Raw genomic sequence first — 23,147 nt, forward strand, 5'->3', positions numbered from 1 at the left:
AGCGATGTTCGGCTATGCGCTGACTCGGATCGCAGTCGCGCTCGGGCTCATCTGGGCGGTCGTCACGCTGGTCTTCCTGATCATTCATTTCGTGCCTGGCGATCCCGCCGAACTGCTGCTCTCCCAGGGCGGTGTCGCGCCGGATCCCGCCGCGGTCACCGAATTGCGGGAAAAGCTCGGCCTCGATCGGCCGATCCTCGCCCAGTATGTCAGTCATATTGGCGGCCTTCTCAAGGGTGATCTCGGCTCTTCGCTGCTCGACGATCATTCCGTTGCGGAGGAGATTGCGCTGCGCCTGCCGCGTACGCTGGAGCTGATCTTCGCCGCCAGCCTGATCGCGGTTCTGTTCGGCCTGCCGCTCGGCACGCTTGCGGCTCTGCGGTCCGGCAGCGCGATCGATCGCGTCCTTGCGGGCGTTGCGGGCCTTGGTCTGTCGATTCCGGTGTTCGTGGTCGGCACCGTCGCGATTCTGGTGTTTGCGCAGAAGCTGCACTGGGTGCCAGCCGGCGGCTTCGTGCCGTTTTCGCGCGACCCGCTGCAGCACCTCATCCTGCTGCTGATGCCGGCAAGCGCCATCGCGGTCGGACTTGGTGCCGTCGTGTTCCGCATGACGCGGTCCTCCGTGCTGGAGGTGCTGCAGCGCGACTACGTGCGCGCGGCGCACGCCAAGGGGCTCCGCCCCTCCCGTATCGTGCTGCATCACGTGCTGCGCAACGCGCTGATCCCGGTCGTCACGGTGCTTGCGCTTCATATGGGCTCGCTGCTCGGCGGAACGGTGCTGGTCGAGTTCGTGTTCAACTGGCCAGGCCTCTCCGGCTACCTTGTGCGCGCCGTCGAACAGCGCGATTACCCGGAGGTCGTCGGCATCGTGCTGGTGATTTCCATCGCTTTCGTCCTCATCAATCTGGCGGTCGATCTGCTGTATGCGGTGATCGACCCGCGCGTGCGGCACGGCTGATGGCCGCGCGACCGGTCCATCGCCTCTATCTGCCGGGCGCAATCGTCGCCGCCGTCATCGTCGTTGCCCTCGCGGCGCCGCTGCTTCCGTTGGCCGATCCAGTGAAGATGGAGGTGTCGTCGCGGCTTGCGCTGCCATCGCTCGGACATCCGCTCGGCCAGGACGAATACGGCCGCGACGTGCTGTCACGGATCATCTGGGGCGCGCGCGCCTCGCTGGCGGTGGCTTTCTTCTCGGCGATATCCGCCGGCCTTGTCGGCATCGCGCTCGGTCTGATCGGCGGCTATGCGCGCGGCGTTCTCGAGATCCTGACCGTGCGGTCCATGGAGGCCATCGTCTGTTTTCCGCCGATCCTGCTGGCGCTGCTGGTCGTCACCCTGATGGGGCCGGGGGCTGCGACACTGGTGATCGCGCTGACTATTCTGTATGCGCCAGGCTACACGCGCGTCGCTTTCGCCGCAACGCTGGCGACTCGCGGGCTCGACTACGTCACCGCGCAGCAGGCGCTCGGCGCCAAACCGGTGCGCATTCTCGTTCGCACCATCCTGCCCAACATCGCGCCGCCGCTGCTGGTACAGTTTTCGCTGACCGTCGCCGCCGCCATGGTGCTGGAGAGCGGGCTTTCCTTTCTCGGCCTGGGCGTCGTGCCACCCGCGCCGTCCTGGGGGCTGATGATCCGTGGCGCACGCTCGACCATGGAGCAAGCGCCATGGTTGCTGCTGTGGCCCTGCCTCGCGCTCACCAGCACCATTCTGACATTCAATCAGCTGTGCGATCGTCTGCGCGATGCGCTCGACCCGCGCGCGGGATCGGCCGGCGGGGGTTGGCTCGAGCGCGCGGCAGCCCGGGTCTGGCCCGACGCATCGCCCGCCCCGGCGCCTTCGTTGCTGCGTGTCGAAGGCCTCACCATCGAGATCGAGACGCCGACGGCCCGCATTCGCCCGGTGCGTGACGTGTCGCTTTCGCTCGCCCCCGGCGAGACATTGGCGCTAGTGGGAGAAAGCGGCTCGGGCAAAACCCTGACCGGCCTCGCATTGATGGGCCTGCTGCCACCGACGATGGAGATCATCGCCGGCCGGGTGCTGTTCGTCGACCGCGCCGGGCGGGCGCGCGATCTCGCGCATTTGCCCGAGACCGAGATGCGCCGGTTGCGTGGCGACGAGATCGCCATGGTATTCCAGGACCCGGGCAGCAACCTCAATCCCGTGCATCGCATCGGCGATCAGGTGGCCGAGGTGATCCGCGCGCACCGCGATGTGTCACGCACGGGGGCTGCAGCACAAGCAGTCGCATTGCTGAAGGACGTTGGCCTGCCTGACCCGGGGCCGCGCTCACGTGCCTATCCGCATGAGCTTTCCGGTGGTCAGCGCCAGCGCACCATGATCGCCGCCGCGATCGCCAACGGGCCGCGACTCCTGATCGCGGACGAGCCGACCACGGCGCTCGACGTGACCATTCAGGCGCAGATCCTCGATCTGCTCGCCGCGTTCAAGACAAAAGGCGAGATGGGCGTCGTCTTCATCACCCACAATCTCGCGGTCGTCGCCGAGATCGCCGACCGCGTGTGCGTGATGTATGCCGGCGAAATCGTCGAAGAGGGACCAGTCGCCGAAGTGTTCGCGCGTCCGCGCCACCCCTATACGGCAGCCTTGATCGCGAGCGCGCCAGAGGGTTCTGACGCACAACTCGCCGCCATTCCGGGGACCGTCCCGCTGCCGCAGGCGCTGCCCGCGGGCTGCAACTTCGCGCCGCGTTGCGCATGCGCGGCGGAGCCATGCCATACCGCAAAGCCCGCCTTTGCCGAAGTAAGCCCCGGCCATGCCTCGCGCTGCTTTCGGTGGAAGGAGGTCGCATGACCGCGCCGCTGGTCCGGGCCGAGAACGTGTCACGCAGCTTCGCCAGCCGCTCCGGCTGGTTCGCGCGGCGCACCGAAGTCAAAGCGGTGCGTGAGGTCGATATCACGGTTGGGCGTGGTGAGGCATTGGGTGTCGTCGGCGAGTCGGGGTGCGGCAAGTCCACCCTCGGCCGCATGCTGCTGCACCTCTTGCCGCCGACCAGCGGCCGGGTGTTCTTCGACGGGCACGCACTGCAAGATCTGGCACCGGCAACGCGCCGCCGGCTGCGCGCCCGCATGCAGATGATCTTTCAAGATCCCTACGGCAGCCTCGATCCGCGCCGCCGTGCGGGCGAGCAGATCGCCGATGGCATCATGATCCATGGCCTCGCGGATCCCACCGAGGCGCGCGCGCGCGTCGCGGATCTCCTGCAGCGCGTCGGTCTCGATCCTGCTCACGGCGATCGTCTCCCGCACGAGTTCTCTGGCGGGCAGCGTCAGCGCATTGCCATTGCGCGCGCGCTCGCGACCACGCCTGACTTCATCGTTGCCGATGAACCGGTCTCCGCGCTCGACGTCTCGGTACAGGCCCAGATCGTCACGCTGATGGCCGAATTGCGTTCCAGTTTCGGCCTCGCGCTTCTCTTCATCAGCCACGACCTGCATGTGGTGCGGCACCTGTGTGAGCGCGTGGTGGTGATGTATCTCGGCCGCGTGGTCGAGGAAGGGGACGTGTCGGAGATCTTCCGCAGGCCCGCCCATCCCTACACCCGCGCGCTGACCGCCGCGACGCCGTCGATCCGGCCGCGGTCTGGCAAGGTTGTGCTGTCCGGGGACCTGCCGAACCCGGCCGCGCCGCCTTCCGGCTGTGTGTTCCGCACGCGCTGTCCACACGCGGTTGCCCCTTGTGCCGAAAGCATTCCTGCGCTGCGCCAGATCGCGCGCGGCCGGCGCGTTGCCTGCCTGCGTGACGACATTGTGGCTCAGCATGGATGAGGCTTCGGGGTCGGCGGAATGTGAATCTCTTCGTTAAGCGCCGTCGACGGCGCGGACCATGGAAACTGGACATATCGATGCGAAGAGTTGCGATGATATCGGGCGCTAATCGGGGCATTGGTCTCGCGATCGCGCGTGAATTGAGACAGGCCGGCCTCGCGCTGTCGCTGGGTATTCGTCGGCCTGGCGATTTTTCCGACCCCCTTGCGGCCGATGGCGAAGTACAGGTCCATTGCTATGACGCGGGTGATCGCAACGCCGCGGCGCCCTGGGTTGATGCCACCATCGCACGGTTCGGACGCATCGATGTGCTGGTGAACAATGCGGGGATTTCGCGGTTCGTCGGCCTCGAGGATGGCGATGAAGACGACCTCGACGCGTTGCTCGCGATCAATGTCACGGCGCCGTTCCGACTGACCCGCGTCGCCCTCCCTTATCTGAAGGTCGCAGGCAGCGGCCGTGTCATCAATGTTGCATCGCTCTCCGGCAAGCGCGTGATGGGCCTCAATGCCGGCTACCAGATGTCGAAGCATGCGATCGTCGCGCTCACCCATGCGGTGCGCCGGATCGGTTGGGAGCACGGTATCCGCGCCACGGCGTTGTGCCCAGGGTTCGTCAGCACGGACCTGACCGCGCGTGTGACCGACGTACCCCATGACCAGATGATCGACCCGGCCGACCTCGCGAAGCTGGTTGCCACGGTCATCGCTCTGCCGAACACGGCGGCGGTCGCCGAACTGCTGGTCAATTGTCGATACGAACACACGCTGTGAACGAGGAACTTCCGATGATCGAAGGCGTTTCGCAAACGGGCCTGTTTCGACGCCTCGTTCCACGGTCCGGTGCGGTGATCCCGTTTACGATCGATGGCGAACCGACCGAGGCTCGCGAGGGCGACCTGCTGCTCACAGCCATTCTGTTGCACCGTCCCGCCTTGCGGCGCTTCGAGTTCGGCAATGCCGATCGCGCGGGCTTCTGTCTCATGGCGGCCTGTCAGGACTGCTGGGTGAGCCTCGCCGACGGTCGCCGGATGCGGGCCTGTACGACACCCATCGAGCCCGGCATGGCGGTCGTCATCGATGGGGTTGCCCATGACTGATCTGGCGACTGATCCGGCGGTCGTCGTTGTCGGCGCAGGCCCGGCGGGTTTGCGCGCGGCCGAAGCACTGACCAGGGGCGGCGTGCGTCCGATTCTCATCGACGAGGCGGAACGGCCGGGCGGCCAGATCTATCGTCAACCGCCGCCGGGCGCCGCCCGTTCACCCAGGACACTCTATGGCTTCGAGGCCAGGAAGGCCGTCGCGATTCATGTCATTCCCGCTCGCCTTGGTGATGCGATCGACTACCGTCCCCAGACGCTGGTCTGGAATGTCTTCGGGCAACACCTCGACACAATCGGGCCGTCCGGGCATCACAGGCTCGGGTTCAACCGGCTCGTGATCGCGAGCGGCGCGATGGATCGGGTTCTGCCATTTCCAGGTTGGACGCTGCCCGGCGTGTTCACACTCGGCGGTGCGCAAATTGCCCTCAAGGCGCAAGGCGTATCGATCGGCCGGCGCGTCGCCCTGGTCGGGGCCGGACCGTTGCTGCCGCTGGTCGCCTATCAATATGCCAAGGCGGGCGCCGAGATCGCCGCGGTGCTGGACGTCACCCCGTTCTCGGCAAAGCTCCGCAATGCTCCGGGGCTTCTGGCGCAAACAGGCACGCTCGCAAAGGGCCTCTGGTACGTTGCGCGCAACCTTCTTTCGGATCTCGTGGTCTGTTCCGGCGTTCGTGCTATCGGCGTGATGGGCCAGGATCGGGTTCGCGGCCTTTGGTGGCACGATGCAGCCGATAAGGAGCATCGCGTCGCCTGCGATGCCGTCGGGGCCTCATTCGGGCTCCGGAGCGAAACACAACTCGCCGACCTCGCCGGTTGTGGCTTTGCGTATGACGACATCACCAGGCAGTGGCTTCCCCAGCGCGACGCTACGGGCCGCTCGAGCGTGCCCGGCGTCTACCTCGCCGGCGACGGCGCCGGCATCGGCGGTGCCGACGTCGCCGAATTGCAAGGAGAGCGCGCGGCGCTGGCTGTGCTCGAGGATCTTGGCGCGCCCATCGACACGGCTCGCGTTGCCGCGCTCGATCGCAAGCTCGCGCGTCAGGGGCGCTTTCGCAATGCGCTTGAGCGTGCCTACCCGTATCCCGCGCATCTGCTCAATGACGTGGACAACGCGGAAATCATATGCCGCTGCGAGGGCATTACGGCCGGAACCTTACGCGCCGCCGCGACAGAGCGCGACGCGCAGGAAATGAACCGCTTGAAGGCCTTTACGCGCATCGGCATGGGCCGCTGCCAGGGCCGGGTCTGTGGACCCGCCGCCGCGGAGATCCTTGCGCGGACGCTTGGCAAAAATATCGCCGCCGTCGGCCGCCTGCGCGGCAATCCCCCCGTCAAGCCGATCCCGGTTGGAGGCTTGCCATGACGGAGCACCTCGCGGTTGATGTCGCGATCATTGGAGGCGGGACGGCCGCCTGTGCTGCGGCGGTCGCGCTGCGCGAGGCGGGGCTCACGGTGGCTGTGCTGGAAAAGCGCTTGTGCGGTGCGGGCGCCAGCGGCGTCAATTTCGGAGGCGTGCGCCAGCAGGGGCGTCATCTCGCCGAACTGCCGCTCGCGCGCCGGGCACGGGCGTTGTGGGACAATCTCAATCAGCTTCTCGGCGAGGATGTCGAGTTCGAGGCGTCCGGACATATCAAACTGGCGCGCTCCGAAACTGACATGGCGGAACTGGAGCGTTACGCGGAGAGTGCGCGTGAGCATGGTCTCGCACTGACATTGCTCGGCGCCAACGCGGTGCGCGACGAACTGCCCTGTATCGGACCCAAGGTGCATGGTGCTTCGCTATCGCCGACCGACGGCCACGCTAATCCGCGCGTAGTGGGACCGGCCTATGCGCGGCTGGCGCGCCGGCGCGGTGTCGCGGTTCGGGAATGCGCGCCGGTGCGCCATGCGGTGTCGACCGGCGTAGGATTCGAGATCGAGGCCGATGGCTTGACCGTGAAGAGCTGCTGGTTGGTCAACGCGGCAGGCGTCGGAGCGGGCGTTGTCGCATCCTGGTTCGGTGAACCTGCCCCGGTTTCCCCGCTGATGCCCAACATGCTGGTGACAGAGCCGCTGCCATATGTCATTTCGCGCTCCATCGGCGTGTGCGGTGGCGACGTCTATGTCCGGCAGATCCGGCGCGGCAACGTCATCCTCGGGGGCGGACACGGATGGGGCGATGCCGAACTCGGTCTCGCGCGGCCGCAGGTAGAGGAATCTCTCGGCAGCATGCGACGCGCCGTTGATATCGTGCCCGCACTCGCAGGCGTGCAGGTCATCCGTACCTGGAGCGGCATGGACGGGCAGATGCCGGATCATATTCCCGTCATCGGCTTCTCCTCAACCACGCCGCGTCTCGTGCATGCCTTTGGTTTTTCCGGGCATGGATTTCAGCTAGGTCCGGTTATCGGTCTGATCATCGCGGAACTCATTGACGAGGGGCACACCATTTCGCCGATTGCACCATTTGCACCCCAGCGCTTCGCTAACTGGACTGACGAACCCGTAGCAGCATATGGGGGCGTCCAGCATTGAGCTCGGACGCTCGACGCGGTCTGTACCGGGATGTCGGTGCGTGCCGGCGCCGATCATTTTACACGGTCGCCGGTGCACTGAAATCGACGTAGCCGCCGGGCAGTCGCGCCAACGCGTCGGTGCAAGTGCCGTACTAAGCTCTGAGACACCAGGCAGTTTGAGATGGTTGCGGTTCCCCGATTTGAGCCCGCAACTCGACGGCTCTCTGGGGACTTTGGGCGGATGATCGGAGGAAATGTCGCAGATCTGGGGCGTTTGGGGAAAGGCGGTAGCGCTCTCCCGACTCGAACCCCGACAGCACTCTCTCAGCGGCTCATCGTCTCGACGACTGTTCGATTAAACCTAGCGATCGGGTATCCGGAGTCTACCCATTCTGCCGCACCAGTTTTCGCACAAAAACGACCTCAATGAAGGGCAACAAACGCGCTCGAAATTGGCCAAAAATCTAGGAAAATCAACACCAGCAACCTTTATCCCGCCGCTCATAACGGTCTGGTTGCAGGTTCGAGTCCTGCCGGGCCCACCATCGCCTCCATCACTTCGCGAGCAACAATCCGCCCTGATCGCAAAATCCGGGATGTTGCCTACTGCCGTGTCGATCGGGATCGAGCGCGCCTCCAGGTTTCGAGGGAGGATCTGATTGCGCTAAAGGAAGTCGTGCTGTCGAAAATCGATGCATTCGCCACTCGCAAAAATCTCGAAGTTTTCGCCAAGGCATTTCGGTCCGCGAAGGAGCTCCTCTTTTCAGACGAGCGGCTTTCGAAGACCTTGTCATTCCGATCTTGCACCGGCATCCGATGCCTCAATCGAGCGAACTGTACTGGCGTAAATTCGTCTCGTTTGGGCGCGAGCGGTCGAGCTCGATGGACGCCCGCCGGGTTGTGCGATCATTCGTAATTCCAGCGGAAGGGATATGTTGATGGACGAGCTTCTTATGCCAGTTCCAACTTCAAGACATTTAATGAAAATCCCACGGATCGAATTAGACCGGCGGTCACGGGCCGTTGCTAACCAAGCCCGCTGCTAGAGATGGAGGATTCGATTTGGTTAACTACGCCGCGGTGAGGGACTTGCTGATAAACGCGCAATTCGAGCTGGATGGCGGCGATATGCAGAGCGAACGCATCAGCAAGGCGATCGACTATTTGATCGAGGTGGTCGAGGACGAGTGCCCCAAGACTAGCGGCCCCAAGACCAGTGGCCCCAAGACTTTCGGCTTGAAGACTTTCGTCTCGAAGACTTGCCGCGCGCAAGTCATCCCCTTCCCGCAGGATCGTCGGTTGGCGCGGATGTAGCGGTCTCCGCGAGCAAACTACTGCTTTTCGATGCGGGCGGAGTCCCGCACCTTCTCCCAGCGGACAAGCTCGTTCGTCATGTGCTGGCCAAACGCCTCGGGATTGGACGTTCGGGCGACGGCACCGGCCTTCGCGAGCCTTTCCTGCACGGCAGGCTCTTTCGCAATCTCCGCGAGCGTCTTGTTCAGTTTTTCGATCACGGCGGGCGGCGTCCCAACTGGAGCCACGAGGCCATACCAGGTCGTCGTATCGTAATCCGTCAACCCGGCAGCTTCGCTCACGGTCGGCACCTCGGGAAAGCCTGGGAAGCGTTCGCGGCCCGTCACGGCGAGCGCCTTGAGATCGCCGGACTGAACCTGGCCCAGCACGGCCTGGATGGTTTCGAACAACACCTCGATCTCCCGGCCGATCACGGCGGTGATCGCCGCGGGGGAGCCACGGAAAGGCACATGCAGCATGTCCACCCCGGCCGATTGCTTGAAGAGCTCTCCCGAGAAATGCTGGGTCGATCCAACGCCGACGCTTGCAAAGTTCAGCTTGCCCGGCTCGGCTTTGGCGCGCGCGATGAGATCCTTGAGGTTGTCGGCCGGAAACTTCGGATGGACGACAATGACGAGTCCCGCCGTCGCCAGCAGCGAGACGGGTTCGAAGGACTTCACCGTGTCGTAGGGCAGCGATTTCTGCATCACGCCGGTGATCACGTGACCATTGTTCACGAGATACAGCGTGCGCCCATCCGGCGTCGCCTTGGCCACCTGGCCCGCCGCGATCATGCCGCCGGCGCCGGGCTTGTTATCGACCACGACGGGCTTGCCGAGCCGCTCCTGCAGCGACTGGGCGAAGATGCGCGCAACAACATCCGTTCCGCCGCCCGCGGCGAAACCGACAACGAGCTGAACCGGCCGATTGGGCCACTCCTGTGCGGTGACAGGCGAACAGGCAAGCACCAGGACGATTGCAGCTCCCACCAGATCACGACAACGCAAGGTCACGGACGCCTCCCTTCAAGGATGCGAGTTGATTCCGAGCCCTCGCCATTGACGGTTTTGATACTGTGATAGTTTGACATATGCAACTAGTTTGCACTCATGAACTATTCGGCCGGTGTTGGGGGCGCTCCGGCTGCTCGTTGGTGAGTTCGTGGACCATGAGGTCGTCCGGTGGGATGCTGATGATCGGGATCGCTGCGTCGCCGCGGCGCCTCCTCTTGCCCGCCCTTGTTCGCTGCGATCAAGGCAGCGATCGATGCTGAGGCAAAGCCTGTCATTCTGGTCTGTTATTCCTTCGGCGGGATAGTGATCACGGAATCCAGCACCGAAGGTGGTTTGTGTACATCACCGCCAAGCGAGTCGATTTCGTCGCTCATCGCCAATCCTCCGCCCGGCGCGTCACAGACACTGGTCGCATAACAAGATGTCACAGCGCCGTTAGGGTCGACTTCAATCGCGCAGCAGGGGGAGCAGCAGATCCCCTTGTCGCTTGATCTCGGACAGATATGGTGTGTCCGACAGTATGAAGTGGCTGACGCCCAGATTCTGATACTTGCGGAGCGAACGGGCGACATCCTCAGCTGAGCCGACCAGCCAGGTCGTGCCGGCGCCACCGCCGCCGAACTTGCCGGGGGCGGTGTAGAGGTTGTCGTCGAGGACGTCGCCGCGCTTGTGCAGGTCAAGCAGTCGCCGCTGCCCCACCGCGACGGCCTCCCGGTGGTCCTGCCAGCCGCTGCCGCTGGTCCTGGCCATCTCGGCGACCTTGGCTTCGGCGTCCGCCCAGGCCTGTGCTGTGGTCTCGCGAACCAGGGTTGTGATCCGCAACCCGAATTCAAGGGGAGCGAGATCGCGATCCAGCTCTCGGCTCAGCTCCTTAAGTCTTTCGATGCGTGTCCTGACGCCGTCGAGCGGTTCACCCCAGAACAACTGGACGTCGGCTTCCGTGGCCGCGACGCGCTCGGCCGGCTCCGATGCGCCGCCAAAATAGAGTTTGGGGTGCCGGCGGTCGCCGCGACTCTGGAGACGCGGTGCGGCGGTCGATCCGGTGACCCGGAAATGCTGGCCCGCGAAGGTGACGTTCTCTTCGGTCCACAATCGGCGAACCAGCCGCATGAATTCCCTGGTGCGGGAATAGCGGTGCTCCTGGTCTCCCTCGCTGTCGCCATAGGCAGCGAGATTGTCCTTGCCGGATACAATATTGATACGCACGCGGCCGTCGCTCAGCTGATCCAGCGTTGCCGCGGCGGACGCGAAATGAGCCGGTTGCCAATAGCCCGGGCGGATCGCGATCAGCGGCTCGAAGGTGGTTGTTTGTGCGGCCAGCGCGGCTGCGACGGTGAAGGTATCGGGACGGCCCCAGCCGGTTCCGATCAGCGCGCCCTTCCAGCCATGCTGTTCGAGCGCCTTCGCCTGGTTCGTCAGGGTTGCCAGGCTGTTGTGATTCTCGACAACAGCGTCGCCGCGATGGCCGGCTTTGACATCGTTGGGGATGTACCAAAGAAATTCGGATGTGTTGATCATGGGAAGGGTCAATGACTCGCGAGGTATCGGGGCAATGGTGCCAATCTCGCTAATCCCGGACAATCAACGATCTCGGTGTTTTCGCACGGGGAGGGAGATACGCCGTAACGGTTGGCTTGAAAAGCGACAAGGCGGCTGCCCGCGTTTGGGAGAAGCATGTCCCTCAAAACGGCGCGGTCGCGCAGCAGGCATGCTGCGCAACGGCGGCTGCGGGCCAAAGTATTCTGGTGCGTTGCGGGGAGCAGGAGCCCATGAACCTCAATGGGCTGTTCGGCAGCGCTGCAATGATCGGCGCGCTGGTGTCGGATGCTTTCGGGGCGGTTGTCGCCGAGCTTTTCCCCGCCTACCTTCGGTTTGGCGCTGTGATCAGGCCGTGCCCGGCATTTTCCTGTCTGGCTTGGCAGCGATTGGATTTTGTTCGATCCTGCTGCTCAAGCGCGTTGGTCACGATGAAGAAGAATTGAACCGCCAGGTCGGAGCCCGTATGTTCGAGACCCTCAAGAATCCGCCGCCCGACAGCCTTCTTGCCCTGATCAAGGCGTTTGCCGACGATCCCCGAGCCGGCAAGATCGACCTGGGCGTCGGGGTCTATCGCGATGACAGCGGAGCGACGCCGATCATGCAGGCCGTGAAAGACGCGGAGCGAATCCTGTTCGAGGCCCAGGATACCAAGTCCTATCTTGGCCCCGAAGGCGACATGCGGTTCGTGGCCGCGCTGCAACCGCTGGTGTTCGACAAGAGCACCAGCCATGTCACCGGCATTCAGACCCCGGGCGGAAGCGGCGCGCTGCGGCTTGGGGCCGAATTGATAACCGCCGCTCGTCCCGGTGCGCGGGTCTGGGTCGGCACGCCCACGTGGCCCAACCATGGTCCGGTTTTCCAGTCCGGCGGTCTCACCGTGTGCCGGTATCGCTTTTTCGACACCAAAACACAGACAATCCTCTTCGACGAGATGATGGCCGCCTTGTCCGGTGCGGCTCAAGGCGATGTCGTGCTCCTGCATGGATGCTGCCACAACCCGACTGGCGCAGACCTCGATCTTGATCAATGGCGCGAGGTCGCAGATCTCATTGCCCGGCGTGGGCTGTTTCCGTTCATCGACCTGGCCTATCAAGGGCTCGGGCGTGGTCTGGATGAGGATGTGGCCGGATTGCGGCTGGTCCTGGATGCGACTGATGAGGCGTTGGTCGCCTATTCCTGCGACAAGAACTTCGCGCTTTATCGCGATCGGACGGGAGCGCTGTTTGCCCAGGCACGCACCGCGGCCCATGCCGGTGCTGTTTTCGGCAGTTTGGCCGGCCTGGCGCGCGTCAACTGGTCGATGCCGCCGGATCATGGCGCCGCGCTGGTGCGCATCGTGCTGGAGTCGCCTGACCTGACCCGCTCATGGCGCGAGGAGCTCGTGAGCATGTGCGCGCGTATCGGCGATGTCCGACGCGCACTGGCGACGCTTGAGCCTCAACTGGCATTCCTGGATCGGCAGCGCGGCTTGTTTTCAAACCTGGCGCTGGCGCCGGAGCAAATCGACGCGCTGCGCACCCGGCACGCCATCTATATGGCGCCGTCGGGGCGCGCCAATCTGGCCGGCATGCGCGCTTCGGACGCCGGTAAGTTCGTTGCGGCCCTGGCCGACGTGGGAGGTCTCGAGCGCGCGAAAGCCGCGGTGATCGCGCCGTAGCGATCGAACGTCCTAGCGCCATCCCAGTGCTGGCGCGACATGGGTCAGGATCGCCTCGATGACGTGGGCGTTGTAGGCGACGCCCAGCTGGTTGGGGACGGTCAGGAGCAGCGTGTCGGCTTCGGCGATGGCTTCGTCCTGCCTGAGCTGCGCGATGAGGGCATCCGGCTCGGCTGCATAACTGCGGCCGAAGATCGCCCGGGTCTTCTCGTCGATGAAGCCGACCTTGTCCTGTTCCTCGCGGCCGCGTCCGAAGTAGGCGCGATCGCGATCGTCGACCAGCGCAAAGATACTTCGGCTGACAGAGACGCGTGGCTCGCGGGTGTGGCCGGCCTCCTTCCAGGCGGCGCGGTAGCCGCGGATCTGGGCGGCTTGCTGGACGTGGAACGGCTCTCCGGTCTCGTCGTCCTTCAGTGTCGAACTCTGCAGGTTCATACCGAGTTTCGCAGCCCACACCGCGGTGGCGTTGGAGCCGGCGCCCCACCAGATTCGCTCGCGCAAGCCCGCGGAATAGGGCTCCAGGCGCAGCATGCCAGGAGGATTGGGAAACATCGGCCGCGGGTTCGGCTGTGCGAATCCCTTGCCGTGCAGCACATCGAAAAACACTTCGGCATGGCGGCGGCCCATGTCGGCATCGCTCTGGCCCTCGGCCGGGCTGTAACCGAAATAGCGCCAGCCATCGATCACCTGCTCGGGAGATCCGCGGCTGATCCCGAGTTGCAGCCGCCCGCCGGCGATCAGATCGGCGGCGCCTGCATCTTCAGCCATGTAAAGCGGGTTCTCGTAGCGCATGTCGATCACGGCCGTGCCGATTTCGATGCGGCTGGTCTTCGCGCCGATCGCTGCCAGCAGCGGAAAGGGCGAGGCGAGCTGGCGCGCGAAATGATGGACACGAACATAGGCTCCGTCGGCACCCAGATCCTCGGCCGCCTGGGCCAGATCGATCGACTGCAGCAGCGCATCGCCGGCCGAGCGGGTCTGCGACTGGGGCGAGGGTGTCCAGTGGCCGAACGAGAGGAAGCCGATCTTTTTCATGCGCAGTAAACCTGTCGATGGTTCGATGCAGAACCGGATATTAGGTGTCTGGGCGGGACAGCGTAGCCCCGGTGAAACGTAATTTGAGGCCGTGCAGGCCTTCTGGAGTTTCCAGCAAAGTGGATACGGGGTCGCGTAAAAAAAGCGTCAGAACAGAAATCCAGAGTTTCCGTTTCGATCCGATCGGAACGGAACTCTAGGCTCTGACCGAGAAACGATCAAACGCGGTGAGGGCCCGGGTCGGGAGATCAGTCTCACGCTGGTAGATGGTCTTCTGCAGGAATTCAATTTCTCCGCTGCGATCCCGCTCGTCCACATCGATGTACCAGGCCTTTGGGCGGCCGTCCGTACCGTCGCTCCAGCGATATCCGCGCCGCTTCAGTTCGTCCTTCAACTCGAACGGCGAATGCTGGGCCCAAATCCGGATGGTTTTGCGTCTCGCACGTTCCAGCAGAACGGACAAAATCGTCCGATCGGCCTGCGGAAGCGGGGAGGCGAGAATCTCGAGAAGAGCCCGGCAGTCGTCAACGGCGCGATGCGCCTCGTGAAAGAAGCCGGCCTTCATCAAAAGGTACGACAGCCGCGAGCCTTCGAAACCGTGGTTGCGCCACTCGATCTCGCTGACCGAGCAGGCCCAGGCCTTGTGTTCGAAGGCCGTGGAATATCGTTCCATGAACCGGCGATCGAAGGCTGCATTGTGAGCGATGACAATGACTGCGTCGGACGCAAACCGGGCCACGCGATCGGTCTCGAACGTGTGCCCGCGGACCATCTCGTCGGTGATCCCGGTGAGGGAGGTGATTTCAGCTGGAATCGAAACGGACGGCTGGTTGAAACAACTGAAGGTGTCGATCACCCGCGTGATCCGACCGTCCGGGAGATACCTGAACTTGACCATCCCCAGTTCGATGATTTCGTCGCGCGTGGTGTCGAGCCCGGTGGTTTCGACATCGAGAAGCAGGCCGGTTCGCGCCCCCTCGCCGTCATAGGGCGCATAGTCCTGTCGCGGGACCAGGCGACGCAGAATGCGGTAATCGGGTGACCGCTCCAGCGTGGCCGCTATCTCAACAAGGGTATCTTGATCGCTCATCCCGACGGATTATACGTGATTCGCGGGCTTTCCGGCCGTGCCGGCCTGGAGCGATCGGTTGGTTGTGTCGGGCGGCCAGGGGCAGCCGCCCGATCAGGTGCCCATCAGCTTGCCGGTGAAACCTTGTCCTGGGTCTTGGTGTCGAAGTCGCTGGCATCGTGGCGCTCGTGCAACTGGCTTGATGGCTCGCCGAAGGTCCGATTGACCATGCGCCCGCGCCGGACGGCAGGGCGCTGTGCGATCGCGTCGGCCCAGCGCTGCACATGGGTGTACTCCTTCACCTGCAGGAATTCGCCCGCGCCATACAGCACGCCCTTGGCGAGTGCGCCGTACCAGGGCCAGATCGCAATGTCCGCGATCGTGTAAGTCTCACCGGCGATGTAAGTGTTGTTCGCCAGACGCTTGTCCAGGACGTCGAGCTGGCGCTTGGTCTCCATCGCAAAACGATCGATCGCATATTCGATCTTGCTTGGCGCATAGGCATAAAAATGCCCGAACCCGCCGCCGAGATAAGGGGCGCTGCCCATCTGCCAGAACAGCCATGAGAGGCATTCAGTCCGTGCCGGGATCTCGGTCGGCAGGAACGCGCCGAATTTTTCGGCAAGATACATCAGGATCGAGGCGGATTCGAACACCCGGATCGGCGTGGGGCCGCTGCGATCCACCAGGGCCGGGATCTTGGAATTCGGGTTGGCGTCCACGAAGCCGCTGCCGAACTGATCGCCATTGCCGATCTGGATCAGCCAGGCATCGTATTCCGCGCCGCTGTGGCCAAGAGCAAGCAGCTCCTCCAGCATCACCGTCACCTTCACGCCGTTCGGGGTGCCGAGGGAATAGAGCTGGAGCGGGTGGCGGCCGATGGGCAGCTCCTTCTGGTGCGTGGCGCCGGAGATGGGGCGATTGATATTCGCGAACCGGCCCCCACTCTCCTTGTTCCAGGTCCAGACGGCGGGCGGCGTATAATCGGTCGAGCTGGTCATTCGGGGGCTCCAGGCCTGAAAGGGGCGGTCTGGGCAGACACATAGGCGCTGGACCCGTCCCTCGCCATGATTTTGTCGCATGATCGCAATGCGCCCGGCAGAGCCAGGTAGCCGATGGAGAAGGCTCGTTTGCTGGCCCTGCGCCACTATCCATGAGTTTTGTCGCAGCCGATTGCGCAACGACAGTCATATCGATGTCTTTCCTTTGCGTGGAATTTGGAGGGCGAATGCGAAACGGTCGATCGCCTAGCGCTGCCTCGCGCTTGCATTGGCCGCACGTCCTCACCTAACCTTGGAAGCTCGGTCGCGTCCCGCCGATTATCATTGCGGGAGCGGCTCAATAACAAAGGGAGGGGTATTTCAGTGCAAAGAACGTGTCGTGCAATCCTGGCGTCGGTTGCGATTGCGGTGCTGACCAGCGCGCCGGCGTTGTCACAGACGTCATCGTCACAGACTTGGCCGGATCGAACGATCAGGATGATCGTGCCGTACAGCGGCGGCGGCTACACCGACATCACGGCGCGCGCCATCAGTGCGAAGCTGTCCGCTGCTCTTGGCCAAACTATCGTTGTGGAAAATCGGCCGGGCGCGAACAGCGTGATCGGAGCGGATGCCGTCGCGAAGGCAGCGCCGGACGGCTATACGTTCGGCACGGTTATTGCGGGGCACGCCGTCAACGCGACACTCAACCCGAAGCTCCCCTTCGACGTCGTGAAGGACTTCACCTATGTCTCGCTGGTCAATGTGGCGCCGCTCATGCTGGTGGCCCGCAAGGATCTGCCGATCAACAACATCCAGGAATTGATCGCCTACGCAAAGGCGAACCCCGGCAAACTCAGCTTTGCGTCCAGCGGCATCGGTGCGGCGGCGCATCTGACCATGGAGCTCTTGAAAGCCCGTGTCGGCATCGACCTTCAGCACATTCCCTATCGCGGGACACAACCGGCGTTGACCGACCTGCTCGGCGGGCGGGTGGACGTCATGTTCGACACCGTCAGCGCATTCGCCGAGCATGTCGCGGCGGGCACGGTCAAGCCGCTTGCGGTGACGGCAAAGGCCCGCGTGCCCGTCAGCCCCAACGTCCCGACCATGGGTGAGCAGGGTGTGCCGGACTTCGTGACCGGAACGTGGGCCGGCATCATCGCCCCGGCGAACATGCCGAAGCCCATTGTCGACCGCATCGCGGCCGAAACAAAGAAGGCGGTGAACGATCCGACGCTGAAGGCGGATTTCGAGAGGCTCGGTTACGAAGTCGTCGGCAGTTCGCCTGAGGAATTTACGATATTCCTCAAAGACGAGGTCGCGCGTTGGGGCAGCGTCGTCAAAAGTGCGAATATCAAAATGGAATGACGAACTAACGGATGGCGTCGCATCATGGAGATGCGACGCTGTCCTCCGCCGGCAGATCCTCGGCATTGGGATCGCCCGGTGCCGTCGCCCAGGCCAGTTCGACCAGGGTCACGGTGCGCCGGCCGGTGCCGTCGAGCTGGCACACGATCAGGCCCTGCTCCTCGATATAGCTCAAAAGGCGTCGCGCGCGGCGCAGCGAGTGGGTGCCATAGGCGCGCGCAAGCGCCGCATCGCCCGGGCAGGGCCAGCCTTCTTTCGCCGCGCGGGCGATCATCATGAATACGCCCTGCATGTCGTCGGGCAGGACACTGGCGCGCAGCGAAACATCCTGCCAGCCGTCATCGTCGGCCATCTCGGCGCCGAGCCCGGCGCGGGCACGCGTCAGCATGCGGCGGAATTCACCGAGGTCCGGTGCGGCCGAACCAAGGCCCTCGATGCGGCAGCGGACCACGAACTCCTGATAGAGCACGCCGATCGCGCGAAAGCCTGCGTCGGGTTCCGACAGGATGGCGCGCAGGATACGGTCCAGCCGTTCGCGCCGCGCCGCCAGCTCCTCCGCACTGGGGGGCTGCTCCACCGCTTCGGGAGGGAACTCCAGCGCTGCGGATTTCGCCGCCATCAACTGGCCGAGGAGATCCGGCGAGGGTGGTGGCCGGCGCGGGGACCGGATGGCCTCGGGTGGCGGAGCGGCCAGGATAATGGCGCGTGCGTCCTCCAGGCTGGCTTCGGGCAGCGGCATCAGTCGCGGGGTCGCATTGCGCGGGCTGGTCTCCGTGGGACCGATGCGCAATCCCAGGGGACGGCGGGAGAGCGCCGGGCCCAGTGCCATAAATTGTCCGCGTTCGAGATCCCGGAAGGCCTCGGCCTGTCGCCGCTCCATGCCCAGGAGATCGGCGGCGCGCGCCATGTCGATATCCAGGAAAGTTCGGCCCATAAGGAAATTGGACGCCTCTGCGGCCACGTTCTTGGCGAGCTTCGCCAGCCGCTGGGTGGCGATGATTCCGGCAAGGCCGCGCTTGCGGCCCCGGCACATCAGGTTGGTCATGGCGCCCAGCGAAAGCTTGCGCGCTTCGTCCGAGACTTCGCCGGCGACGGCCGGCGCGAACAGCTGCGCTTCATCCACCACCACGAGCATCGGATACCAGTGGTCGCGGGCGACCTCGAAAAGGCCACCGAGGAAGGCGGCTGCGCGCCGCATCTGATTCTCGGCGTCGAGCCCCTCGAGATTGAGCACGGTGGAGACACGATGGATGCGCGCGCGCTCGCCGGCAGCCTGCAGGCCCCGCTCGGTATGTTCCTCGCCATCGATCACGAGGTGACCGAATCGCTCGGCCAGGGTGACGAAGTCACCTTCGGGGTCGATAATGGTCTGCTGCACCCAGGGGGCGCTCTGTTCCAGCAACCGGCGCAGCAGATGGGATTTGCCGGAGCCTGAATTGCCCTGCACGAGCAGGCGGGTTGCCAGCAGTTCCTCGAGGTCCAGAGCCGCTGAGCCGCCTGCCGTCGTCTGCCCCATTTCGATTGCAACGGTCATGTCTCGACTCAAACCTCTCTGCGGAGAGGGGCTTATCAATCTCACCGCGCCCCGTCGAGCGCCCACGGCCGAATCGTCCCGTGATTCGCAGAGTTGATCATCACATGGCGCCTGGATAGCGCAGATTGGACACAGGTGGGCGCGACCTCTTGACAATCGGCGCAGTCGCTCCGGACGCAGTCGCCAGCCGAATCCGATTCCAATCGTGTGCGATGGTCGGTGACCGATCGGACGGGCGATGTCCCCCGTAGGTGGGGCACGTCATCGTCATGATCGTCTGATCGCTCGCAACGCGAGTCCACAGGCGTGAGTGTTTCGATCTCTCACGCAGAACGGATCGATTGGACTCCGAGCCAATTCTCGAAGCTGCGTCGATGTATCGCGGAACCACGCGTGATCTATGTGCGGTTCCACGCGACGCTGTCCGCGCGTGCAAACTGCTTGTTTCAGGCGATGTCTGCGATGTGCACGCCGCAGATCTGGAGCAATTCTATCTGCCGGCTATCGAACTCCGAAGACGCCTGCGTTAGAGCGAGCCCTCAACAATCATACCGGCCAAGCCGGCAAACTTCGGGGCATCTCAGCTTGACACCACCTGCATTTCGTTCGCCATCCGCCACTCGACTTCAATTCATGCGAATGATCTGTCTTGGTGCAGTCAGTGGATTGAGTCTCTTCCTGCCGACAGGGGCTGCGCTCGCGCAATCGTCTCTTCCTGCGGTGACTGTGGATGCGCCACAGCAACGTTTACGTCCAGCTGCGACGCAATCATCTCGCCGTGCTGCGACCACGCGCGCTGCGCGCGCCAATCGTGCGGCCCGCGCACCGCAAGCCGCAACAACCGCGGCTGCATCAGGTCCGGGCGTCGGCGAGCGCGCCAATGGTCCGGTGCGAGGTTTCGTCGCAACCCGCACCGGCACCGCGACCAAGACCGACACCCCGATCGTCGAAACGCCGCAGTCGATTTCCGTCGTCACCACCGACCAGGTCAAGAACCAGGGTGCGGAATCGGTTGGCGCGGCGCTGCGCTACACCGCAGGCGTCAGCGGCGACGTCAACGGCGGCTCCGATACGCGCTTCGGGGGCTTGCAGATCCGCGGCTTCGACATGACCATGCCGGGCCTCTATCTCGATGGGCTGCGGCAGCCGAGCAGCAATTATGTGCACTTTCTCGGCCTCGAGCCCTATGGCGCCGAGCGTCTCGAAGTGCTGAAGGGGCCGTCCTCGGTGATGTACGGCGGCAGCGGTACCGGCGGCATTCTCAACTACGTCAGCAAGCTGCCCACCGCCCAGCAGTTCGGCGAGATCTCGGTGTCCGGCGGCAGCTTCAACCGCTACCAGGGCCAGTTCGACATGGGCGGTTCCGCCAACAAGGACGGCACCGTGCTGTGGCGCCTGACCGGCGCGGTCCGCGATGGCGAAACCCAGGTCGATTTCACCAAGGACAACCGCATCTTCATTGCGCCGGCGGTGACGTTCAAGCCGAACGAGGCCACCACCATCACGCTGCTGGCCAACTATCAGAAGGATACCGCGGGCTGGGGCCTGCAATTCCTGCCGGCGTCGGGTACGGCGTTTGCCAACAATGGCCGCACCATCTCGAATACGCGATTCGGCGGCGAGCCGAACTTCAACCAGTTCAACACCGAGCTGGCCACCGTGGGCTATCTGTTCTCGCACGATTTCAACGACGCGATCACCTTCCGGCAGAACCTGCGCTATTCGTGGATGCATAACGAGCAGCGCAGCTTCTACGGCACAGGTTATGCCTCGGCCGCCGACGAAGCCGCCGGCCTGATGTCGCGCGCCGGCAGCGCCGGCGAATCGACCATCAACTCCTTTGCCGTCGACAACCAGTTGCAGGGAAAATTCGTTACCGGTGCCCTCAGCCACACCACGCTGTTCGGCATCGACTATCGCAACACATCGTTTCGCGATTATGCGTCCACCTACAGCACCGACAAGATCAACCTGTTTGCGCCCGTCTACACCAACAGCTGGACCGATCTCGGCCTCACCGACGATACGGGCATCAAGCAGTCGCAGGTCGGGATTTATGCGCAGGACCAGATCAAGATCGGCAAGCTGTCATTCCTGCTGGGCGGCCGGCAGGATTTCGTGACCACCGATCTCGACAGCTATCTCTACTCGACGTCCGCCAAGACGGATGCTTCTGCCTTCACCAGCCGCGCGGCCGTGATCTACAATTTCGACAACGGCGTCGCGCCTTATTTCAGCTATTCCGAATCGTTCCTGCCGGTGCTCAGCGTCAACGCCGCGGGTGATCTGCTGAAGCCGGAAACCGGCGTCCAGTATGAAGTCGGCGTGAAGTATCAGCCTGCCGGAATCAATGCGCTGATTACGCTGGCAGCCTTCGATCTGACGCGTTCCAATGTCGTCACCTACGCGCCTCCGTCATACTATGCAGAACAAACGGGACAGGTGCGGTCGCGCGGCATCGAACTCGAAGGCACCGCCACGCTGGCGGAAGGCTTCAACGTCCGCGCCGCTTATGCCTATGTCGACGCCGTGGTCACCCAGGACCCCGTGAACGTTGGCAATCGGCCGACCACGGTGCCGCTCAATCGCTTCTCGCTGTGGGGCGACTACACGCTGCAGGGCGGCCCGCTCGCCGGCGTGCAGGTCGGTGGCGGCATTCGGTATGTCGGCGCGACCTTCGGCGACGAGGCCAACACCTTCAAGGTGCCGGCGTCGACCGTGGTCGATGCGCTGCTTGCCTACACCAGGGACAATTATCGCTTGGCGCTGAACGTCACCAACATCGCCGACACCCGTTATGTCGCGGCCTGCTACGGCTACACGAGCTGCTTCTATGCCGAAGGCCGCAAGGCGGTCGCGAAGCTGACTTACCGCTGGTAGGCCGGTTCCGCTTCACTGCGACGATACGTCATCGCCGGTCGGGAAGACCCGCGGTGACGATGTTTGGTAACTGAGTGAAATTAACGACACGGGCGAAGGCCATGAGATCGATCTTCGGGCGACTGCATCGCTGGGCCGGCCTTCTCACCGCCGGCTTTCTGTTTTTCTCGGGCATCACCGGTGCGATCATCTCGTGGGATCACGAGATCGACGAGGTGTTGAACAAGACTCTGTTCGATGTGACCACGAGCGGTCCCGCGATTCCCTCCATCGAGCTTGCCAGGCAGATCGAGCAGCGCGATCCCCGCGCCCGCGTCGTCCACATGTTCATGACGCCGGAGACAGGCCACTCGCTGTCGTTCTTCGTGATGCCGCGGATCGATCCCGTCACCGGCAAGCGGTTCAGCCTCGATTACAACCAGATCTTCCTCGATCCCAACACCGGCGAGGAGCTCGGGCGGCGCTATTGGGGCGCGGTGTGGCCGGTGACGCGGGAGAACTTCGTCTCGTTTCTCTACAAGCTGCACTATACCATGCACATTCCCGAGTTCTGGGGCAGCGATCGCTGGGGCATGCGCGTGCTCGGCGTCATCGCCGTGATCTGGACCATCGATTGCTTTGTCGGGTTCTATCTGACGCTGCCGTCCCGCCGCCGCGCCAAAGCGGGTCGTGCGCCTGCGGTTGAACGCGAACTCGGCCGCGGCTTCTGGGCGCGCTGGGCGCCGGCCTGGAAGATCAAGACCTCGGGCAGTGCCTATCGTATCAATTTCGACATCCACCGCGCCTTCAGCCTGTGGACCTGGGCGCTGCTGTTCATCATCGCCTTCACGGCGTTTTCGCTCAATCTGTACTTCGAGGTGTTTTCGCCGCTGATGAAGACGGTGTCGGATTACACCCCGACGCCGTATGAGCAGCGTCCGTATCGGCATCTCGACGATCCGATCGAGCCCAAAATGACGTTTGCGGAGATCGCCGCGCGTGCGGCGGCCGATGGCAGGAGTCGCGGATGGACCACGCCGGTCGGCTCGATCAATTATGGTCCGGCCCATGGCGTGTATGCGGCGGCCTTCTTCGAGCCCGGTGACGATCATGGCGCCGGTGGCGTCGGTCCGGCGCAGCTTTATTACGACAGCGAGGACGGGCGTCCGATCGGCGAGCGGCTGCCGTGGGTCGGCACCGCCGCCGATATCTTCGTGCAGGCGCAGTTTCCGCTGCACTCCGGCCGCATCGTCGGGCTGCCCGGCCGCATCCTGATCTCGGTCATGGGACTGGTGGTCGCGGCATTGTCGGTGACCGGCGTGGTGATCTGGTGGCGCAAGCGACGCGCCCGCGTCCGGGTGCGCGAAACAGCTGAAGCACGCACGAGCGGACGACTCGCACCTGCGGAATAG

Annotated in this window: 19 protein-coding genes; 13 read left to right on the top strand and 6 right to left on the bottom strand. The window is 63.9% G+C overall.

The window, feature by feature from the left end; all coding sequences use genetic code 11:
* Positions 1-4: 4 nt before the first annotated feature.
* The 8 genes from RS897_RS17465 to RS897_RS17500 all read left to right on the top strand — a co-directional run bounded on the left by RS897_RS17465 (position 5) and on the right by RS897_RS17500 (position 8,699).
* Positions 5-958, top strand: a complete 954-nt coding sequence (locus RS897_RS17465) for an ABC transporter permease (protein ID WP_315837759.1) — start codon at positions 5-7, stop codon at positions 956-958.
* Positions 958-2,814 carry a dipeptide/oligopeptide/nickel ABC transporter permease/ATP-binding protein gene (locus RS897_RS17470; protein ID WP_315837760.1) on the top strand — a complete coding sequence of 619 codons (1,857 nt, stop codon included), beginning with the start codon at positions 958-960 and terminating at the stop codon, positions 2,812-2,814. Before RS897_RS17465 ends, RS897_RS17470 begins: the two co-directional genes overlap by 1 nt.
* The gene (locus RS897_RS17475) at positions 2,811-3,788 is read left to right on the top strand and encodes an ABC transporter ATP-binding protein (RefSeq protein WP_315837761.1); all 978 of its coding nucleotides are present in this window, start codon (positions 2,811-2,813) and stop codon (positions 3,786-3,788) included. The genes RS897_RS17470 and RS897_RS17475 overlap by 4 nt, the downstream gene beginning before the upstream one ends.
* 92 nt (positions 3,789-3,880) lie before the next feature.
* On the top strand, positions 3,881-4,561 hold the full coding sequence (locus tag RS897_RS17480; protein ID WP_315837762.1) for an SDR family NAD(P)-dependent oxidoreductase: 681 nt from the start codon (positions 3,881-3,883) through the stop codon (positions 4,559-4,561).
* A gap of 14 nt (positions 4,562-4,575) precedes the next feature.
* Positions 4,576-4,887 (top strand): (2Fe-2S)-binding protein, encoded by a 312-nt coding sequence (locus tag RS897_RS17485; RefSeq protein WP_315837763.1) that lies wholly within the window; start codon positions 4,576-4,578, stop codon positions 4,885-4,887.
* Positions 4,880-6,253, top strand: coding sequence for an FAD/NAD(P)-dependent oxidoreductase (locus RS897_RS17490; RefSeq protein ID WP_315837764.1), 1,374 nt, complete (start codon positions 4,880-4,882; stop codon positions 6,251-6,253). Before RS897_RS17485 ends, RS897_RS17490 begins: the two co-directional genes overlap by 8 nt.
* Complete coding sequence (locus tag RS897_RS17495) at positions 6,250-7,404, top strand: NAD(P)/FAD-dependent oxidoreductase (protein WP_315837765.1); 1,155 nt, start codon at positions 6,250-6,252, stop codon at positions 7,402-7,404. The genes RS897_RS17490 and RS897_RS17495 overlap by 4 nt, the downstream gene beginning before the upstream one ends.
* A 1,043-nt stretch (positions 7,405-8,447) precedes the next feature.
* Positions 8,448-8,699, top strand: a complete 252-nt coding sequence (locus tag RS897_RS17500) for a hypothetical protein (RefSeq protein ID WP_315837766.1) — start codon at positions 8,448-8,450, stop codon at positions 8,697-8,699.
* Positions 8,700-8,716: 17 nt separating this feature from the next.
* Here RS897_RS17500 and RS897_RS17505 read toward each other — a convergent pair whose 3' ends face one another.
* Both RS897_RS17505 and RS897_RS17510 read right to left on the bottom strand, forming a co-directional pair.
* Positions 8,717-9,691 (bottom strand): Bug family tripartite tricarboxylate transporter substrate binding protein, encoded by a 975-nt coding sequence (locus tag RS897_RS17505; RefSeq protein ID WP_315837767.1) that lies wholly within the window; start codon positions 9,689-9,691, stop codon positions 8,717-8,719.
* A 447-nt stretch (positions 9,692-10,138) separates the two neighbouring features.
* Positions 10,139-11,209 carry an LLM class flavin-dependent oxidoreductase gene (locus RS897_RS17510; RefSeq protein ID WP_315837768.1) on the bottom strand — a complete coding sequence of 357 codons (1,071 nt, stop codon included), beginning with the start codon at positions 11,207-11,209 and terminating at the stop codon, positions 10,139-10,141.
* Between the two features lie 116 nt (positions 11,210-11,325).
* On the opposite strand from RS897_RS17510, the gene RS897_RS17515 reads away from it, so the two are divergent.
* Positions 11,326-11,673, top strand: a complete 348-nt coding sequence (locus RS897_RS17515; protein WP_315837769.1) for a hypothetical protein — start codon at positions 11,326-11,328, stop codon at positions 11,671-11,673.
* A 20-nt stretch (positions 11,674-11,693) separates the two neighbouring features.
* Positions 11,694-12,887 carry an amino acid aminotransferase gene (locus tag RS897_RS17520; protein WP_315837770.1) on the top strand — a complete coding sequence of 398 codons (1,194 nt, stop codon included), beginning with the start codon at positions 11,694-11,696 and terminating at the stop codon, positions 12,885-12,887.
* 12 nt (positions 12,888-12,899) lie between these two features.
* Here the strand turns inward: RS897_RS17520 and RS897_RS17525 are convergent, their stop codons facing one another.
* The 3 genes from RS897_RS17525 to yghU all read right to left on the bottom strand — a co-directional run bounded on the left by RS897_RS17525 (position 12,900) and on the right by yghU (position 15,992).
* A complete protein-coding gene (locus tag RS897_RS17525) occupies positions 12,900-13,922 on the bottom strand; it encodes an LLM class flavin-dependent oxidoreductase (protein WP_315837771.1) in 1,023 nt (340 codons plus the stop codon).
* 196 nt (positions 13,923-14,118) lie between these two features.
* A complete protein-coding gene (locus RS897_RS17530; protein ID WP_315837772.1) occupies positions 14,119-15,012 on the bottom strand; it encodes a 3'-5' exonuclease in 894 nt (297 codons plus the stop codon).
* Between the two features lie 104 nt (positions 15,013-15,116).
* Complete coding sequence (gene yghU, locus RS897_RS17535) at positions 15,117-15,992, bottom strand: glutathione-dependent disulfide-bond oxidoreductase (protein ID WP_315837773.1); 876 nt, start codon at positions 15,990-15,992, stop codon at positions 15,117-15,119.
* 216 nt (positions 15,993-16,208) lie between these two features.
* On the opposite strand from yghU, the gene RS897_RS17540 reads away from it, so the two are divergent.
* Positions 16,209-17,342, top strand: coding sequence for a Bug family tripartite tricarboxylate transporter substrate binding protein (locus tag RS897_RS17540; RefSeq protein WP_315837774.1), 1,134 nt, complete (start codon positions 16,209-16,211; stop codon positions 17,340-17,342).
* Between the two features lie 22 nt (positions 17,343-17,364).
* Here RS897_RS17540 and RS897_RS17545 read toward each other — a convergent pair whose 3' ends face one another.
* Positions 17,365-18,876 (bottom strand): helicase HerA domain-containing protein, encoded by a 1,512-nt coding sequence (locus RS897_RS17545; protein WP_315837775.1) that lies wholly within the window; start codon positions 18,874-18,876, stop codon positions 17,365-17,367.
* An 888-nt stretch (positions 18,877-19,764) separates the two neighbouring features.
* Between RS897_RS17545 and RS897_RS17550 the strand changes: the two genes are divergently transcribed.
* Entirely contained in the window at positions 19,765-21,756 is a 1,992-nt protein-coding gene (locus tag RS897_RS17550; RefSeq protein WP_315837776.1) for a TonB-dependent siderophore receptor, read from the top strand.
* A 101-nt stretch (positions 21,757-21,857) separates the two neighbouring features.
* On the top strand, positions 21,858-23,147 hold the full coding sequence (gene fsrB, locus RS897_RS17555) for a siderophore utilization protein FsrB (protein WP_315837777.1): 1,290 nt from the start codon (positions 21,858-21,860) through the stop codon (positions 23,145-23,147).

The organism is Bradyrhizobium prioriisuperbiae (assembly GCF_032397745.1).
Taxonomy (GTDB): domain Bacteria; phylum Pseudomonadota; class Alphaproteobacteria; order Rhizobiales; family Xanthobacteraceae; genus Bradyrhizobium_A; species Bradyrhizobium_A prioriisuperbiae.

Excerpts from the sequence above, each read along its gene's own strand:
- RS897_RS17465 (WP_315837759.1), top strand. The coding sequence starts at position 5 with ATGTTCGGCTATGCGCTGACTCGGATCGCAGTCGCGCTCGGGCTCATC.
- RS897_RS17470 (WP_315837760.1), top strand. The coding sequence starts at position 958 with ATGGCCGCGCGACCGGTCCATCGCCTCTATCTGCCGGGCGCAATCGTC.
- RS897_RS17475 (WP_315837761.1), top strand. The coding sequence starts at position 2,811 with ATGACCGCGCCGCTGGTCCGGGCCGAGAACGTGTCACGCAGCTTCGCC.
- RS897_RS17480 (WP_315837762.1), top strand. The coding sequence starts at position 3,881 with ATGATATCGGGCGCTAATCGGGGCATTGGTCTCGCGATCGCGCGTGAA.
- RS897_RS17485 (WP_315837763.1), top strand. The coding sequence starts at position 4,576 with ATGATCGAAGGCGTTTCGCAAACGGGCCTGTTTCGACGCCTCGTTCCA.
- RS897_RS17490 (WP_315837764.1), top strand. The coding sequence starts at position 4,880 with ATGACTGATCTGGCGACTGATCCGGCGGTCGTCGTTGTCGGCGCAGGC.
- RS897_RS17495 (WP_315837765.1), top strand. The coding sequence starts at position 6,250 with ATGACGGAGCACCTCGCGGTTGATGTCGCGATCATTGGAGGCGGGACG.
- RS897_RS17510 (WP_315837768.1), bottom strand. The coding sequence starts at position 11,209 with ATGATCAACACATCCGAATTTCTTTGGTACATCCCCAACGATGTCAAA.
- RS897_RS17520 (WP_315837770.1), top strand. The coding sequence starts at position 11,694 with ATGTTCGAGACCCTCAAGAATCCGCCGCCCGACAGCCTTCTTGCCCTG.
- RS897_RS17525 (WP_315837771.1), bottom strand. The coding sequence starts at position 13,922 with ATGAAAAAGATCGGCTTCCTCTCGTTCGGCCACTGGACACCCTCGCCC.
- RS897_RS17530 (WP_315837772.1), bottom strand. The coding sequence starts at position 15,012 with ATGAGCGATCAAGATACCCTTGTTGAGATAGCGGCCACGCTGGAGCGG.
- yghU (WP_315837773.1), bottom strand. The coding sequence starts at position 15,992 with ATGACCAGCTCGACCGATTATACGCCGCCCGCCGTCTGGACCTGGAAC.
- RS897_RS17545 (WP_315837775.1), bottom strand. The coding sequence starts at position 18,876 with ATGACCGTTGCAATCGAAATGGGGCAGACGACGGCAGGCGGCTCAGCG.
- fsrB (WP_315837777.1), top strand. The coding sequence starts at position 21,858 with ATGAGATCGATCTTCGGGCGACTGCATCGCTGGGCCGGCCTTCTCACC.